The sequence below is a fragment of the Catenulispora yoronensis genome (assembly GCF_039531695.1).
GTDB lineage: Bacteria > Actinomycetota > Actinomycetes > Streptomycetales > Catenulisporaceae > Catenulispora > Catenulispora yoronensis.
On sequence record NZ_BAAAQN010000047.1, the window covers coordinates 13,493 to 28,625 of the forward strand.

The following is a 15,133-nucleotide window of genomic DNA, read 5'->3' on the forward strand; positions in this document are numbered from 1 at the left end:
TTCACCCACTTCGGAAGGCTCCCTTTGTTCTCCGTGCGGAATTCTGTGTCCGGCCTGCGCATCTCCCGAACCAAGGCGCTCGCCGTCACCGGCGCGCTCGCCGTCACCGGTGCCTTCGTGGCCACCGGCGTGGCCGCGCACGCGTCCTCTGTCAACAACCACAAGGCCGCCATGGCCGACGCCGCCGCGGTGTCGACCCTGAAGGCCGAGCAGGACAAGGCCGGCACGACTCCGCAGGGCGCTTCGGAGGCCGACGCCGCGAGCCTGCTGGCCCAGCGCGCCGCCGCCGACGCCGCCAACCGGGACGCCAGCCGCGCCCCGGTGGCCACCGACGCCGCCGCTGCCGACGCCGCCGCGAAGGCTGCTTCGGACAAGGCCGCCGCCGACAAGGCTGCCGCGGACAAGGCCGCTGCCGACGCCGCCGCCAAGGCCGCTTCGGACAAGGCTGCTTCGGACAAGGCCGCCGCCGACAAGGCTGCCGCCGACCTGGCCGCCGCCGCGAAGGCCGCTGCCGACAAGGCGGCCGCCGACGCCGCGCCGCAGTGGTCCGCGGCCGCCGCCGCCGCGAAGAAGGCGGCCGACGCCGCCGCGGCCGCGAAGGCCAAGGCCGCGACCCCGGCCTACGCCAACAACCTGGACGGCTGGATCAAGCAGGCCGTCGCGATCCTGAACGCCAACGGCACCCCGACCTCGTACAACGCCGTCTACCAGGCCGCGATGCACGAGTCCGCGGGCAACCCGAACGCGGTCAACGGCTGGGACTCCAACGCCGCCGCCGGCACCCCGTCGATCGGTCTGCTCCAGGTGATCCAGCCGACCTTCAACGCCTACTCGCTGTCCGGCCACAAGAACATCTACAACCCGGTGGACAACATCATCGCCGGCGCCCGCTACGCCGCCGAGCGCTACGGTTCGCTGGACAACGTGGTCGCGGCCCGCTGCGGTGGCTCCTGCTGGGTCGGTTACTGAGCCGAAAGCGGGCATCATCCTCCGTCACCGTGCCCGACGGTAGCGGATCCACAACACAGAGCACTGTGATATTCCCGACCCTCTCCCGGCTTGTCTTCGATCAAGCATCCGGGAGAGGGTCGATTCTTGGAAGACCCCGCGCTCGGGCTCGCGGGTGACGCGTCCATGACGGACGCTGATCCACCGGGGGGTGGATGTCGGCGGCGAAGATGCCGCCCATTCGATGCCCATGCGCCGCTCCGCCGTTTACGGAGCCGGCCGCTTCCCGCAGACCAAGGTTCGCTTTGGCCTGCTCGGAAACGGCCGTCGAAAAGGGGTGAGGCACTGCGGAAGGCATTGTTTTGTCCGGCCATACCGGCTCTGAGCACGACCAGCACCAGCAGCACGACCACACCCCGGGGGACTCCACCACGGACTCCACCTCGGAAGCCCCGAAGCACCGCTTCGGAAACACGTCGGCGGTCGCCGAGAAGACCACGGCGTTCCTGACCGCCAAGCTCCCCAGCCGGACCTCCCGAATAGCCGCGGCCGCGGCCGTCGGGGCTTTGGTCCTCGGGGGCGCGGGCACCGCCTACGCGGTGCATCAGGGCGATGTCTCCCACCACAACACGCAGGTCGCCTCGGAGGCGGCCGCCGTCAAGCTGGCGGCGGACGAGAAGGCCTCGACGGACAAGGAATCGGCGGACGCTGTGGCGCTGGGCGCCGCGGCTCAGGCTTCTGCTGATGCCTCCGCTTCTGCCTCGGCGGACAAGGTCGCAGCCGACCAGGCTGCTGCGGACAAGGCTGCTGCCGACAAGGCAGCCGCTGACAAGGCCGCGGCGGACAAGGCGGCCGCTGACAAGGCCGCTGCCGACAAGGCGGCCGCGGACCGCGCGGCGGCGGCAGCCGCAGCGAACCGCGACGCACAGCGCCAGTCGCTGCCGTCCGCCACGTCGACCAGCACCAGCGCGCCGAAGGCGACGGCCACGCCGAAGCCGACCGCCACCTCGAAGCCGACGAGCGCGCCGACCACCACGAAGACCCCGACGGCCACCAAGCCGCCGGCGAGCTACGGGTCGGCGTACGACATCGCCAAGTCGATGGTGCCGTCGGGCCAGTTCGGCTGCTTCGCCAACATCATCCAGCGCGAGTCGGGCTGGAACGTGCACGCCAGCAACCCGGGGTCCGGCGCCTACGGCCTCGGCCAGGCCCTGCCGGGCAGCAAGATGGCCTCGGCCGGCTCGGACTGGCGGGACAACCCGGCGACGCAGATCAAGTGGGTGCTGTCGTACATGGACTCCCGCTACGGTTCGCCGTGCGGCGCGTGGTCCTTCTGGCAGAGCCACAACTGGTACTGATCCCGCCGCGGGTCCGTACTCCTCACTGATCACGGTGCCCCGGCGATGACGCCTGGGCCGGCCTGATCGTCCCTGGTGCCCCGTTCGGCGCAGAACTCTTGCGCACGGACGGGGCACCAGTGCTTTTTAATGCAGGTATGCCGTCCTCGCCTGTCGACCTGATCCGCCCGATACTGCTGCGCGACCCCACCGAGGAGGGCCGCACGTCGACCACCCTTGAGTTGTTCTTCGACTTGGTCTTCGTGGTGACGATCAGCGCCATCGCCCAGCAGTGGCACCACACCGTGCTCGGCGGCCATCTGCAAGCCGGGGCCATCTCGTTGGTGGAGATGGTGTTCGGGGTCTGGTGGGCGTGGATGGGGTTCACCTGGTTCGCGAACTTTTTTGACCCGGACGACGTGCCCTACCGCCTGATGGTCCTGGTGCAGCTGCTGGCCTCGCTGGGCCTGGCCACCGGCGTCCCGGACATCTTCGAGCACGACGACTTCCGGGTGGTGGTCGGCTGCTACGTGGTGATCCGCCTGGTGATGGCGGCGCAATGGCTGCGGGCCGGGCGCGCCAACCCGGAGCAGCGCGGCTTCTGCCTCCGCTGGGCGATCGGCATCTGCGTGGTGCAGGTCGGCTGGGTGGCGTTCGGCTTCGGCCTGCGGGGCCTGACCCCGCTGCAGACGATCCCGTTCTTCGTCGTCGGCATGCTGGCCGAACTCGCCGTCCCGATAATCGCCCAGCAGGTGGAGCGGGCCCCGATGCCGCACCCGGAACACGCCGAGGAGCGCTACGGGCTGTTCACCATCATCATCCTCGGCGAGATGGTCCTGGTCGCCTCCGACGCCTTCAACGGGGCGCTGGCGGACCACGTCCACCTGGCGACGCTGATGGCCGGCGCGGTGAGCGCGGGCGTGCTGGCGTTCTGCCTGTGGTGGCTCTACTTCGACTTCCTGGGCGACTACGACCTGATGAACATCCGCACGTCGTTCGTCTGGGGCTACGGCCACTACTTCATCTTCGGGGCCCTGACCGCGGTGGGCGGCTCGATGGCGGCCCTGCTGGAACAGGTCTCGAAGAACGAGGAAGGGCCCGGCACCACCGTGCTGGCCCTCACCCTGACGGTACCGATCGGCCTGTTCCTGGCAACCGTCGCCCTGCTGCGTCGGGTCAGCGAATGGGAGTTCTGCCGCCGCTGGCTGATCGCCGCCGCCCTGATCGTGGCCGTCTGCACCGCCGCCGGCGCCGCCTGGGGCGCGACCGCGACGCTGGTGTCGGTCTGCGTCGCGACCGCCGCCTTCCTCGCTTCGGAGGTCGTCACGAAGGGGAAGACGGCGGCCGGGACGCCGGCCGGGCAGGGTACTGGTACTGGTACTGGTACTGGTACTGCCTAAGCCAGAGACTCCTCAGCCTCCAGCGTCACGGCGACGCTGTTGACGATCGCGGCGATCTTCACCGCCTCCTGCACCGTCTCGCGGGAGGCGCCGGCCTTGACCAGCACCTGCTCGTGCGACTCCAGGCACCGCTGGCAGCCGTTGATCGCCGAGACGGCCAACGACCACAACTCGAAGTCCAGCTTGTCCACCCCATGGCTGGCCATGAGGTTCATCCGCAGGCCGGCCCGCAGATTCTGGTACTCGGGATCACCCAGAAGGTGCATCCCCCGGTAGTAGACGTTGTTCATCGCCATGATCGCCGCCGCGCCCTTGGCCGCGACATAAGCGACCTCCGACAGCCGCCCCTTGGCCTCGGCGGACAACTCCGCGATGACCCGGGCGTTCCGCGACGCGATGGCCGTCCCCAGAATCGCCCCCCACAGCTGCTGCTCGCTCAGCTTCGAGGTGTTGACCATCGAGCTGAGATTCAGCTTGATGTCCTTGGCGTACTCCGGCAACGCTTCCTTCAGCACTTCATAACCCATGACGGGCACCTCCCAGCGAACTCGGGCCGCCGGCCCCGACCGACGGACTCGGGCATTCAGCCCCGAACAACGAACTCAGGCGTTCAGCAGCTCGCGCACGCTCAGCGTCTCGTCCCCGGACTTCCAGTTGCACGGGCACAGCTCATCGGTCTGCAACGCGTCCAGCACCCGCAACACCTCGTCCACATTCCGCCCCACCGACCCGGCGGTGACCATGACGAACTGAATCTCGTTGTTCGGGTCGATGATGAACGTCGCCCGATCCGCGACCCCGTCCTTGTTCAGCACCCCGGCCGCCGCCGACAGCTCCCGCTTGACATCCGCCATCATCGGGAACGGCAGCTCCCGCAGATCCTTGTGATCCAACCGCCACGCCCGATGCACGAACTCGTTGTCGACCGAGACCCCGAGCACCTGCGTGTCCCGGTCCTGGAACTCCTCGTTGAGCTTCCCGAACGCGGCGATCTCGGTCGGACAGACGAAGGTGAAGTCCTTGGGCCAGAAGAAGACGACCCGCCACTTCCCCTCGTAGGACTTGTCCGTGATCTGCACGAACGCATCCTCGGGATTGGCCTGGTCGATGTCGACGACCGAGGTCAGGTTGTACGACGGGAACTGGTCGCCGATGGTCAGGATCGCCACGGTTGATCTCCTAGCGCTGAGGGGTTGCCTTGAACCGCGCTCAAGCGGGCCGGTGAGCGGCTGGCGAGCGCGACAGGACAAGGCTGTCAGACCGGGATTGATCAGTGAAATAGGCGCGAGTGCGAGTTGCGATAAGAGGATCCGATCAATCAGCTGTGCGGCATCAGGAACTGCCTGGTGCGCGGCGCGGATCGCGGATCTTCCATAGGTTCCCCCAGAATCGGGGCGGCTGACCAATCAGCCCAGCAGACGAGATCAGCACGCCTTAGCCAGCCGGATGGCGGCAGATCGTCGGCTCTACTTCTTCTCAGGCACGACGGCCTGAGTAGCCGCCAGATTACCGCGCACGATCCTTGTCGTCGGGTGATCTGTCCCAAGCACCAGCTCACAGACGTTGAGAGCAGCCTCGTACAAGACCACTGCCTCCCCCACACGACCCACCGACTGATAGGTGTAGGCGAGGTTGTTCCGGGAGGTCAGGGTGTTCGGGTGATCCGCACCCAACACCCGCTCGCAAGCGGCAAGCGTCGCCTCATGCAACTCGATCGCCTCCCCCACACGACCCACCGACTCATAGGCGCCGGCGAGGTTGTTCCGAGAGGTCAGGGTGTCCGGATGATCCGCACCCAACACCCGCTCGCAAGCGGCAAGCACAGCCTCGTACAACACGACCGCCTCCCCCACACGACCCACCGACCGATAGGCGCCAGCGAGGTTGTTCCGAGAGGACAGGGTGTCCGGATGATCCGCACCCAACACCCGCTCGCAAGCGGCAAGCACAGCCTCGTACAACACGACCGCCTCCCCCACACGACCCACCGACCGATAGGCGCCGGCAAGGTTGCTCCGGGAGGCCAGGGTGTCCAGGTGATCGGGGCCGTGATGGCGTTCCTCCCCCGCAAGGGAGCATTCGGCAATCGCTATGGCCGCGGCCGGGTTGCCGTGGGCAAGCCAGAAGCCGTATGCGCGGTCCATCACACCGATGACCGCAGCAGGTGCGTCACGGCCCGCAATGCTTACGGCCAACGCGTCGACGTGAGGCATCACGATCCGCCATCGTTCAGCCACCTCCGGCTCCAGGTAGTCACCCTCCGGAAGCTGCTGAACCAAGATCTGCACCGCAGTACGCTGCGCATCAGCGATCATGTCAGGCAGCCGGTGACCATCCTCCGCATCAGGTGTTCGTGTTCGCGTGACCGCCTGCACCACTCGGTGAACACCAACCGTCCCGCCCGGGCTCAAGCTGACCATGCTGAACGCATTCAGACGACGCAAGGCCTCGCGCACTCCGCCATCGTCCTGGAACGCCTCGGCCAGCCACCGCACTGGCGTACCCTCGGGAGCCAGCCACGCCAGCACATGCAGCACCCGACCGGCCAGCGGAGTGTCTGACAGCCGGTCCAGCGTTGCCCGCCACACCCCGCTCATGATCCGGTCAGGCCTGCTCATCTCCGCAGCCCGACCCGGCATCGACTTACCAGCACGCCAAGCGGCCACATAGTCCGCAGCCGTCATCCCGGCTTCAGCCAGATACGAACCCACCTGCTCCACGGCAAGCGGCAAAAAGCCCAACTCCGAGCACAAATCCTGGCCCGAGTCCCCCGCCAAAGCAGGGCTGGCCAGTCGCGTCAGCAGATCCACAGCATCATCGGCAGGCAACGGCCCCAGCCGCAGCGGCTCAGACACCCGGATCCGATGCCAGCCGACATACCTGCGGCTGGTCACCAAATGAGCCGCCGAAGGTAGAGCAGCAATCAGCTCCCGAACATCCTCCACATCCTCGACGTTGTCCCAGATCAACAACACCCCTGGATGCTGAGCAAGCCACGAGATCGCCCACTGCATCAGCGCTACCGGATCCGGATGCCCCGCAGCCTGCGGACACAACCGGCGCGCCAGATCCGCGAGCCCAGCCTCCGCCCCAGCACGGCTATCCGCCACCAACCACCAGATACCCGCATACCCGGCACTGTGGGCACGCGCGTATGCGGCTGCCAGCGAAGACTTCCCAATCCCGCCAAGCCCAGATACCGCCTGGGCAACCACTTGAGTACCGGCACCCATCGCCGACGCCAACTCCGCCAGCTCCGTTTCGCGACCGATGAACACCTCAGCTATCGGCAGGTTCGACAGCCCGAACGGGACCTGCACATCACCGGCAGACGGCAACGACTCAGGAACTGGAGCTGGAGCCTGCATCTGTTGAAACAGTCCGATGTTGTTCGCAGCAACACCGCCAACAGCGCTGACCGACGCTGCCCCAAACTGCTGTCCAACACCACCGGGTGCAACCTCTAGCCCTGCGGCTGCCCCGGCACCGTAGGGCCCTCGGTGTACCTGACCTGGCCGATCGAGTACGCCGCCGGCGCGTTGGGTCCGCTGGTGGAGATGTTCACATCGCCCGCCACGGCAGTGGAATGGTCACCAGTGGCCTGAGCCCGCGCCGGCATCAAGGCAGAAAGCTCAGCCACCAACTCGGCATCACCGGCCAGCACCTTCCGGATCTGAAGACGCAACGCACCCAACGCGTCGACGTCCTCCGGCACCGCAGCCAAATCCGTCACCGCAGCCTCAACCGATGCCCGGTTCGGCGCCCGATGCAGGATCCGCGCCAACAACCGCTGACCCAAACGCACCGTAGCCTTCGCGCTCTCGTCCTCGACGCGAGTCAGTACCCCAGCGCCGTAGGCCACTACGGCCGACCCGATTGCCGGCACCACCTGACCAACCAGCACTTCAACATCGTTGACATCCGGCACCGCAGCCGCCCCCTCGCAGAACCCAGACACACCTAAGAACAACCAGGGTAACCGCGTCGACACCCACCGTGTGGGGCAGTCAGGGACAGCACTACAAGAAACAACGACCCTCCACGCTAATCTGCTGGCCGCTCACAATGAGCACGCCGAACTAGGAGCGCCATGTCCATCTTCCGCAGAAACAAGCCGAATGCGGCTGCCGACCCGACCGAGCCGTTCGACGCGACCCGGTACGGAATGGTTCATTACCGGGACGTCGCGGTCGACGAGTCCTTGAGCGACGCAGCGCTGGCAAAGGCGGCATACGCTGCGCGGTGTGGCGACTGGAAGCCGGCGGCCGAGGCGCTGGACGCCGCCGGCACCGACTGGGACCGTCGGATGTTGCGCGTGGCGGTCTTGGCGACGGTCTCCCAGCAGACCGAGGCGTGGCTCGCGTCATGGCGCTCGGCCGAGCCCGATTCGCCGCACGCCGCCGTGGTCCACGCCGCGGCGCTGATGGGGCAGGCCGGCCGGGCCCGGGGGGCCGCACGTGCCAAGGACACGTCGCGCGAACAGTTCGAAGGTTTCTTCAAGCTCGCGCGAGAGAGCGATGAGGCAGCGCTTCGAGCCATTGAGCTGGCGCCCGAGGACCCCACGCCCTGGGTCTTCCGTATGTCGGCCGCTCTCGGTCGGCAAATACCGAACCACGAATTCACCGTCCTGTGGGACGAGGCCTTCGCCCGCGCACCGATGCACCGACGCGCGCATTCGTACGCCCACACCTATTGGCTGGCCAAGTGGTTCGGCTCTGAGGAGTGGTCCTCGCAGTTCGTCGAGGACGCGGTGGCCCGTGCGCCGCGCACAGCCCTCGCCTTCGAGCTCAAGATCCACCGCCTTCAAGAGGCTTGGCTGGTCGTGCGAGACGCGAGTACGAACCCTGGTTCCAGTGCTGATTTCTATCGCGGGGCCGGTCGCCCACTGCTCGATGAAGCCCTCGGCCAATGGGACGGCGAGCTCCCGACCGGCGGCGCGCTGGAGATCGTGGACCGGAATCTGCTGGCGTGGGCCCTGACCATGGCCGAACGCTACGACGAAGCCTGCGATGTCTTCCAAGCGATCGGCGGAAGCGTCTCATTGGGATACCCGTGGCTTTTCTACCGCGACGTGCGGGCGGGCTTCGAGAGTGTCCGTCGGGAAGCCATCGAGAAGTCATCTCGCCAGCCCGGGCCTGCGTCGATCGCCCGATGACGTCCCGGCGGAAGAAGAACCGGGCACCCCACCGCCCTCCTGGCACCACTGAAAAGGACGAGCCCGCCTAGGCATCATGACGGATCCCTCCGCCCATCGCCGTACCCAAGCTGTCGGGTATCAGCTCACATACACGGAGGGATCATCATGGCTCGGAACAGGATCAGACTCTCAGCGCTCGCGGTGACGTCGTTCGCCGCCGTGGCCGGCAGCGGGCTCGCGGCGGGTACGGCTTCGGCGGCGCCCACGCCTGCTCCGGTGGTCCCCACGGCCACCGAGACGCTCTCCTCGCCCGACGCCGCCGCTGATGCGCACGGGGATATCAGTGTCCTGCTTTCTGCTCCGTCGGCGAACGTGCACGTCGGCTACGCCGTCGCGCCCGGCGCCGCGGACGCGAGCGTTCCCGGGGGCAAGATGGCCGAGGCGACGCTGGACTGCGGGAATCACATCCAGGGTGCGTTTCCCCTGCTCAAGACGCATCCGTCCGGGGCGGTCAGCGGCGACATCGTCTGTCAGTACCCGAGTGCGGGTACCTTCACGGTCACGTTGAGCACGACCGACGACCAGACGCCCGCCGTCACGATCACCGTCACCCACACCGTCACCGTCGCCAACCCGTCCAAGGTCGCTGTGGACCGGTACGACGGCGCCTCGCGGTACGGCACCGGCGTCTCCCTGTCGCAGGCGGAGTTCCCGGCGGCGGGATCGGCCGGGGCCGTGGTGCTCGCGCGCGGCGACATGTTCGCCGACGCCCTCGCCGGCATCCCGCTCGCCAAGTACAAGAACGCCCCGCTGCTGCTGACGCCGGGCGGGGCCGCGGCCACCGGCCTGGACAGCAACGTCGAGGCCGAGCTGCTGCGGGTCCTGCCCAAGGACAAGAGCCACACGGTCTTCATCCTGGGCGGCACCAGCGCCATCCCGCAGGCGGTCGAGGACCACATCAGCAACGTCCTCGGCTACAACGTCGTCCGGCTGTCCGGCAGCAGCCGCTACGAGACCGCGCTTGCCATCGCCAAGGACCCGCGCGCGCTCAACAACCCCGCGCACCTTGTCGTGGCGCGCGGTGACGACTTCGCGGACGCGCTCGCCGCCGGGCCTTACGCGTCGAACTACTTCGCCGACCACGGCGTTCCCGCAGCGATCGTGCTGTCGACCGGACCGTACACCGCCGCCTCGCTGGACACCGCGACCAAGGCCTACATCGTCTCCAAGCTCGCGGCGGCGAACAGCTTGCCCGACGTGACCGCCATCGGCGGCGGCGCGGTGGCCGCCACGAGCGTTCTTGAGGGCGCCCGCAACGGCGGCTACCTGGGGATCCAGGGGAACGACCGCTATGAAACGGCCGAGAATGTCGCGGCCCAGGGCTGGAGCACCGGGCTCTCGCTGACCAACTCGTACGCCGGCCTGGCGTCCGGCATGTCCTTCCCCGACGCCCTGACCGGCGGCGCCTACATGGCCATGAAGAACGGGCCGCTGCTGCTGACCGACCCGGCCGCCGCGCTGTCCGCGGCGCCCGCCAGCATCCTGCACGGCAGGCCCCTGCTTCGCGGCGTCGAGATCTTCGGCGGCCCCGCCGTCCTGCACGACACGCTGGTCACCGCCGTCGGCAAGGCTGTGGCGCCGACCCCGATCGTCTACACCGACCACCACAAGATCTTCTAGGACGAATCAGGACTCGAAGCCGCGTCGTGCTGCTGACGAAGCCGCCAGCAGCACGACGCAGGCCATCTGTCCGAAGAAGCGAACCTCGGCACCTAACCCAGGGCTCTCAATCAGCAGCCAGCGCCGCGAACTCCTTGTCCCACACCGGCGCGCCACCCTCCGCGTCATAAATCTCGAACGTCTTCCCCGCCGCCTCTGCCGATCCCAACGCCGCGACCACCGCGGCGGCCACGGAAGCCCGGCTCGTCCGGCCGTCCCCCGTGTCCCCCTGCTCCAGCCGCACCGCCCCGGCATTCGCCGACGTCAGCCAGCCCGGCCGCACGATCGTGTAGACCGCCCCCGCAGCCCGCAACGCCTCCTCACCGCGCGCCCGCGCGACGATGATCCCAGCGATCTCAGGATGCTCACGCTCCCGCGTGATGTAGATCTGCGACACCAGCACCACCCGCGCACCGGTCCGGGCCGCCGCCTCGCCGACCGCCGCGACCCCCCGATGCATCACCGCCTCGGCACCACGGTCGTCGGTCGGCGGCTCCACCGAAACGACCACCCCCGCATAGCCCTCAAGCTGTGCGGTGGTGAAGCCGTCGGCAAGGTCCACGACGGCGCTGTCGGCACCGGCCGGAACGTTGTGCGGGTTCCGGCCGGCGATCGTGACCTGCGCACCCTGCTCCAGGAGCGCGGTCGCGACCAGCCGGCCGGTGCGGCCGGAGCCGCCGATCACCAGGTACTTGCCGTCGGCAAGCGAAACGTCAGAGGTCATGCCGCCATTCTCTGATCGTTTCCGCGTCTATGACTGGATCGCAACGTCCGGATACGCAGCCGAGTTCCCGTCCAGCAACGGCTCCGGGCATCCCTTCAGCGTCTTGTCGAAGAAGGCCTCGACGTAAGTCCGCGTGATCTGCGCCCCGCGGAACGCGTCCAACGGATACCCCAGCGGAATCCCCGCTTCCTGTCCGAGAATCGCGATGTCGGTGAACGCCTGGTGCGAGGCTCCCGTCACCGCGAACCAGCGCTTGTAACCGTCCAGCGCGGGCCAGGTGTCGCTCCACGACGTGTCGCTGCCCCCGGCCGTGTGGTCCTCGTCCCGTCCGAGCATCAGGAACGAGCGGCCACCCAGTGCTCCGGGCGGCATGATCTGCTGGAACGAGCCGTCCATATTCACCCCCGCGAGGATCCGCGGGTCGTCCTCCATCGCCAGCGGAGCCGCCGCTCCGCCGAGCGAGTGCCCGGCCATGCCGATCGCGTGCTTGTCGATCAGGTGGCTCAGGGCCCAGACATGGTGATCGACCAGCTGGTCAATGGCGAACTTCACGTCCACCCCGCGGCTGGCGGCGATGACATCGGCCGGCGGTCCGCCGGAACCGCAGGTCACGCACGGCGAAATGCTGCCGTCCGCGAGCTGCTCGCCGCTGTCCTCACCGGGATGTCCGATCAGCGCCACCACATAGCCGTGGCTGGCCAGGTCGGTCGCCAGCGCGGTCAGGGTGGCGCGCGGGTTCTCCAGCCCCGGCGAGAGCACCACCAGCGGGAACTTGCCGGGTGCGGCCTTGGCGGCGGCGAAGGCGCCGGTCTGTACCGCGGCCACCGACTCCGGCGTGACACCGAAGCCCGGCGGCACCCGGTACTGGACGAAACCCTGCGCCTCGCCGAGCGTCATGTACGGCGCGGGCTGCCCGGTGCCCCGGCGCGCCGGATAGAACATCGAAACGGTCAGCTGCCGGTAGCCCGAGGCCGGTCGCCACGGGTCGAGGCGGCTGGTGTCGGTCAGGTGCAGCGTGTCCTCGCCGGCGGCGTACGGGCCGGTCGGCGCGGGCAGCGAGAAGCTTGCGGAAGCCGGAGCCGACTGGGCTGACTGGGCGGGTTGAACCGTCGGGACCGACTGAACCGTCTGAACCGCCGGTGCGGACGCGAAAGCGGTGCCGGAAGCGACGACCGTGGCCGCGGTGACGGACAGTGCGACGATCGCGGAAGCCGCCAGGCGGCGTCGTGGAGTAGCCATGGCACGAAGCTATGGGCCCGCCGCGTCATCCCGAATCAGCCCACGAATGTAGCTTGCGAGCACGTCATCCCTGGGATGCACGAGACGTCATCCCAGGGACGTAAGCCTCAGCCGATGACCGCCTGCGCGTCGATCTCGACCAGCATCGGTTCCTGCGGCAGCTCCACGAAAACGGTCGTCCGGCACGGCTTCACGCCGTCCTCGGCGATGTTCGCGGCGATGAACTCCGCATAGGCCTCGTTCATCGCGCCGAAGTGCTCGCGGGTCGTCAGGTAGACGCGGAACATCACCACGTCCTCGATGGTCCCGCCGCCGGCCTCGACGATCGCCTTGACGTTCTCCAGCGTCCGCGCGGTCTGCGCCTTCACGTCGCCGCGGAACAGGTACTCGCCGGTCGCAGGGTCCTGCGGCCCCTGGCCGGAGACCTGGAGGATCGGCCCCTTGCGCACGCCCTGCGAGAAGCTCCAGGCCGGAGCCGGCGCACCGTCCGTGCGGATCTCGGTCTTGGCGTAGGTCATCAGGGTTCTCACTTTCATGCGATGGATGGGTTTGCGAAAGAAGCGAAGAAGAGGCGGAGAAAAGAAGTGAAGCCTGGTCAGGGCGCGCCGGCGTCCACCGATATCGCCCGAGCCGTCTCCAACAACTGCGGCAGCAGCTCCAGCACCTGCTCGTAAGGCGCCACCATGTCCGGCACCGATATCGACACGGCGGCGACCGCGCGCCCGGAAGCGTCGCGCACCGGCGCGCCGATGCAGTTGATGAACGTCTCGTGTTCGGCGTGGTCCTGGGCCCAGCCCTGCGCCACCACCGTCTCCAGCTCGGCCAGCAGTTGCTGCGGACCGGTGATGGTGTTCGGCGTGTGCGGCGTGTAGTCGATGGCGGCCACGGCCCGGCGCCGCTCCGCCAGCGGCAGGTCCGCGAGCAGCACCTTGGCCACCGCCGTGTTGTGCAGCCCGGCCCGCAGGCCGACGCGCGAGTACATCCGCACCTTGTGCCGGGAGTCGTACTTGTCGATGTAGACGACCTCGCCGCCCTCGTACGCGGCCAGGTGCACGGTCTGTCCGGTCGCGGCGTTCAGCGCGGCCAGGTGCGGCGCGGCGATCCGGCGGATCCCGCGCTGCTCCATCGCCAGGCTGGCTAGGGCGAACAGCCCGGCGCCGAGGTGGTAGCGGAAGTCGCCGTCGCGGTAGACGAAGCGCTCGTCCTCCAGCGACTGCATGAGCCGCAGTGCGGTCGTCTTGTGCACGCCGAGCACCTCGGCCAGCTGGTCCAGCGAGCGTTCGCCGTCGCCGAGTTCGGCGAGCAGGCGCAGGGCGCGGGTCACGGTCTGGCTCATGGCGTGCGCGCCTCGTCCACTGTCCCGAGGCTGATCCCGCCGCTGATCCGGACTCCGTGCTCGACTCCGTGCTCGACTCCGTGCTCGACTCCGTGCTCGATGCCGTTCGCCGTGACCCGGGCCGCGCTCCACTGCTCCTCCGACGCGTCGAGCAGCGCGAGCCGAGCCAGGTCGCCCAGATCACCGACGTCACCGTGCGCGACGAGCGCCGACGCCGCCGCGAGGTGCCCGAGCCGCAGCTGACGCCGCTGATCGAAGCCGTGCAGCGTACCGGCCAGGTACCCGGCCGCGAAGGCGTCTCCGGCGCCGGTCGGCTCCACCACGTCGACGACAAGCGCCGCCTCTGACACGGCCGTCACGCCGCCTTCCGTGTCGACGGCCAGCGCGGTGACGACGCGCTCGGCGTCCTTCACCACGATCGTCGCGGGTCCCGGGAACAGAGCCCTGAGTTCGTGCGCGTCGCCGGTCCCGAACGCCGCCTCGGCCTCGTCGGCCCCGAGGAACGCGACGTCGGCGGCGTTGACGAACTCGCGCAGCACCGCCGGATCCCGGTCGCGCCAGAGCGCCGGACGCCAGTTCAGGTCGAAGCTCACCAACCGGCCGCCACGAGGCGTGGCGAGCAGTTCCCGCACCATCGCGAAGCACGTCTCCGACAGCGCCGGCGTGATGCCCGTCAGGTGGATCACCCGTGCCTCGGCCAGCATCCGCGCCACGGCCGGCTCCTGAAGCGTCGCGGCCGACATCGCCGACGCCGCCGACCCCCGGCGGTAGTAATGCAGCTTGCTGCGACCGGTTCCGAGGTCCGCCGAATGCGCCGAACCGCCGGTCTCTTTGAGATACAAGCCCGTGGGCAGCACCGGATCGATGCCCACGGCGGACGTGTCGACGCCGCGCGCCGCCAGCTCGCCGGTCAGCCGCCGCCCGAACCCGTCGTCGCCGACCCGGCTGATCCAGGCGCTGGGCACGCCGAGCGCGCTCAGCGCGCACGCCACGTTCGACTCGGCCCCGCCGACCGACACCGCGAACGCGCCGACGGTCTCCAGCGGCCCGGGGCCGTCGGGCAGCAACGCCGCCATCGACTCGCCGACGCACACCGCCCACGGCGCCGCGCTCTCAGGCGCCGCACCCTCAGATGCCGCGCTCTCAGGCGCCGATCCGTCAGGCGCCGATCCCTCATCCCGCATCGTTCTTCGCGCTCCCCCAGCCGGGCCCGCCGCCGGCCATCGTTGACCGTCGTTCCGGCCGAATGCTAGAACCGAAGCACAGCATACGCAACGAGCGTTGCAAATAATG

The 15,133-nt window shown here is 68.6% G+C and carries 13 protein-coding genes and 1 pseudogene; 5 read left to right on the plus strand and 9 right to left on the minus strand.

The genetic code is table 11. The features are described from left to right. Nucleotides 1-33 precede the first annotated feature (33 nt). From ABD481_RS31380 to ABD481_RS31390, 3 genes and pseudogenes are all read left to right on the plus strand, one after another. Nucleotides 34-969 (plus strand): lytic transglycosylase domain-containing protein, encoded by a 936-nt coding sequence (locus ABD481_RS31380; RefSeq protein WP_344669428.1) that lies wholly within the window; start codon nucleotides 34-36, stop codon nucleotides 967-969. 1,070 nt (nucleotides 970-2,039) lie between these two features. After that, nucleotides 2,040-2,306, plus strand: a pseudogene (locus ABD481_RS47480) (aggregation-promoting factor C-terminal-like domain-containing protein); the annotation flags it as partial. A gap of 137 nt (nucleotides 2,307-2,443) precedes the next feature. Further along, the gene (locus ABD481_RS31390) at nucleotides 2,444-3,685 is read left to right on the plus strand and encodes a low temperature requirement protein A (RefSeq protein ID WP_344669430.1); all 1,242 of its coding nucleotides are present in this window, start codon (nucleotides 2,444-2,446) and stop codon (nucleotides 3,683-3,685) included. On the opposite strand, the gene ahpD is transcribed toward ABD481_RS31390, so the two are convergent. From ahpD to ABD481_RS31410, 4 genes are all read right to left on the minus strand, one after another. Beyond that, nucleotides 3,682-4,212 (minus strand): alkylhydroperoxidase, AhpD family, encoded by a 531-nt coding sequence (gene ahpD / locus ABD481_RS31395; protein WP_344669431.1) that lies wholly within the window; start codon nucleotides 4,210-4,212, stop codon nucleotides 3,682-3,684. The two genes, ABD481_RS31390 and ahpD, sit on opposite strands and share 4 nt — an antisense overlap. Before the next feature lie 75 nt (nucleotides 4,213-4,287). Continuing rightward, nucleotides 4,288-4,854 carry a peroxiredoxin gene (locus ABD481_RS31400; protein WP_344669432.1) on the minus strand — a complete coding sequence of 189 codons (567 nt, stop codon included), beginning with the start codon at nucleotides 4,852-4,854 and terminating at the stop codon, nucleotides 4,288-4,290. Nucleotides 4,855-5,151: 297 nt separating this feature from the next. Beyond that, nucleotides 5,152-7,005 carry an FxSxx-COOH system tetratricopeptide repeat protein gene (gene fxsT, locus ABD481_RS31405; protein ID WP_344669433.1) on the minus strand — a complete coding sequence of 618 codons (1,854 nt, stop codon included), beginning with the start codon at nucleotides 7,003-7,005 and terminating at the stop codon, nucleotides 5,152-5,154. Nucleotides 7,006-7,148: 143 nt separating this feature from the next. After that, nucleotides 7,149-7,613, minus strand: a complete 465-nt coding sequence (locus ABD481_RS31410; RefSeq protein WP_344669434.1) for a hypothetical protein — start codon at nucleotides 7,611-7,613, stop codon at nucleotides 7,149-7,151. Between the two features lie 162 nt (nucleotides 7,614-7,775). Between ABD481_RS31410 and ABD481_RS31415 the strand changes: the two genes are divergently transcribed. Together ABD481_RS31415 and ABD481_RS31420 are read left to right on the plus strand one after the other, a co-directional pair. Further along, nucleotides 7,776-8,840 (plus strand): hypothetical protein, encoded by a 1,065-nt coding sequence (locus ABD481_RS31415; protein WP_344669435.1) that lies wholly within the window; start codon nucleotides 7,776-7,778, stop codon nucleotides 8,838-8,840. 147 nt (nucleotides 8,841-8,987) lie between these two features. Continuing rightward, nucleotides 8,988-10,502 (plus strand): cell wall-binding repeat-containing protein, encoded by a 1,515-nt coding sequence (locus ABD481_RS31420; protein WP_344669436.1) that lies wholly within the window; start codon nucleotides 8,988-8,990, stop codon nucleotides 10,500-10,502. Nucleotides 10,503-10,608: 106 nt separating this feature from the next. On the opposite strand, the gene ABD481_RS31425 is transcribed toward ABD481_RS31420, so the two are convergent. The 5 genes from ABD481_RS31425 to ABD481_RS31445 all read right to left on the minus strand — a co-directional run bounded on the left by ABD481_RS31425 (nucleotide 10,609) and on the right by ABD481_RS31445 (nucleotide 15,024). Next, on the minus strand, nucleotides 10,609-11,265 hold the full coding sequence (locus tag ABD481_RS31425; protein WP_344669437.1) for an SDR family oxidoreductase: 657 nt from the start codon (nucleotides 11,263-11,265) through the stop codon (nucleotides 10,609-10,611). 27 nt (nucleotides 11,266-11,292) lie between these two features. Next, nucleotides 11,293-12,504 (minus strand): alpha/beta hydrolase family protein, encoded by a 1,212-nt coding sequence (locus ABD481_RS31430; RefSeq protein WP_344669438.1) that lies wholly within the window; start codon nucleotides 12,502-12,504, stop codon nucleotides 11,293-11,295. A 107-nt stretch (nucleotides 12,505-12,611) separates the two neighbouring features. Beyond that, nucleotides 12,612-13,040, minus strand: a complete 429-nt coding sequence (locus ABD481_RS31435) for a RidA family protein (RefSeq protein WP_425559336.1) — start codon at nucleotides 13,038-13,040, stop codon at nucleotides 12,612-12,614. 59 nt (nucleotides 13,041-13,099) lie between these two features. Continuing rightward, the gene (locus tag ABD481_RS31440; protein WP_344669439.1) at nucleotides 13,100-13,840 is read right to left on the minus strand and encodes an IclR family transcriptional regulator; all 741 of its coding nucleotides are present in this window, start codon (nucleotides 13,838-13,840) and stop codon (nucleotides 13,100-13,102) included. Then, nucleotides 13,837-15,024, minus strand: a complete 1,188-nt coding sequence (locus ABD481_RS31445; RefSeq protein ID WP_344669440.1) for a sugar kinase — start codon at nucleotides 15,022-15,024, stop codon at nucleotides 13,837-13,839. The genes ABD481_RS31440 and ABD481_RS31445 overlap by 4 nt, the downstream gene beginning before the upstream one ends. Nucleotides 15,025-15,133: the final 109 nt, after the last annotated feature.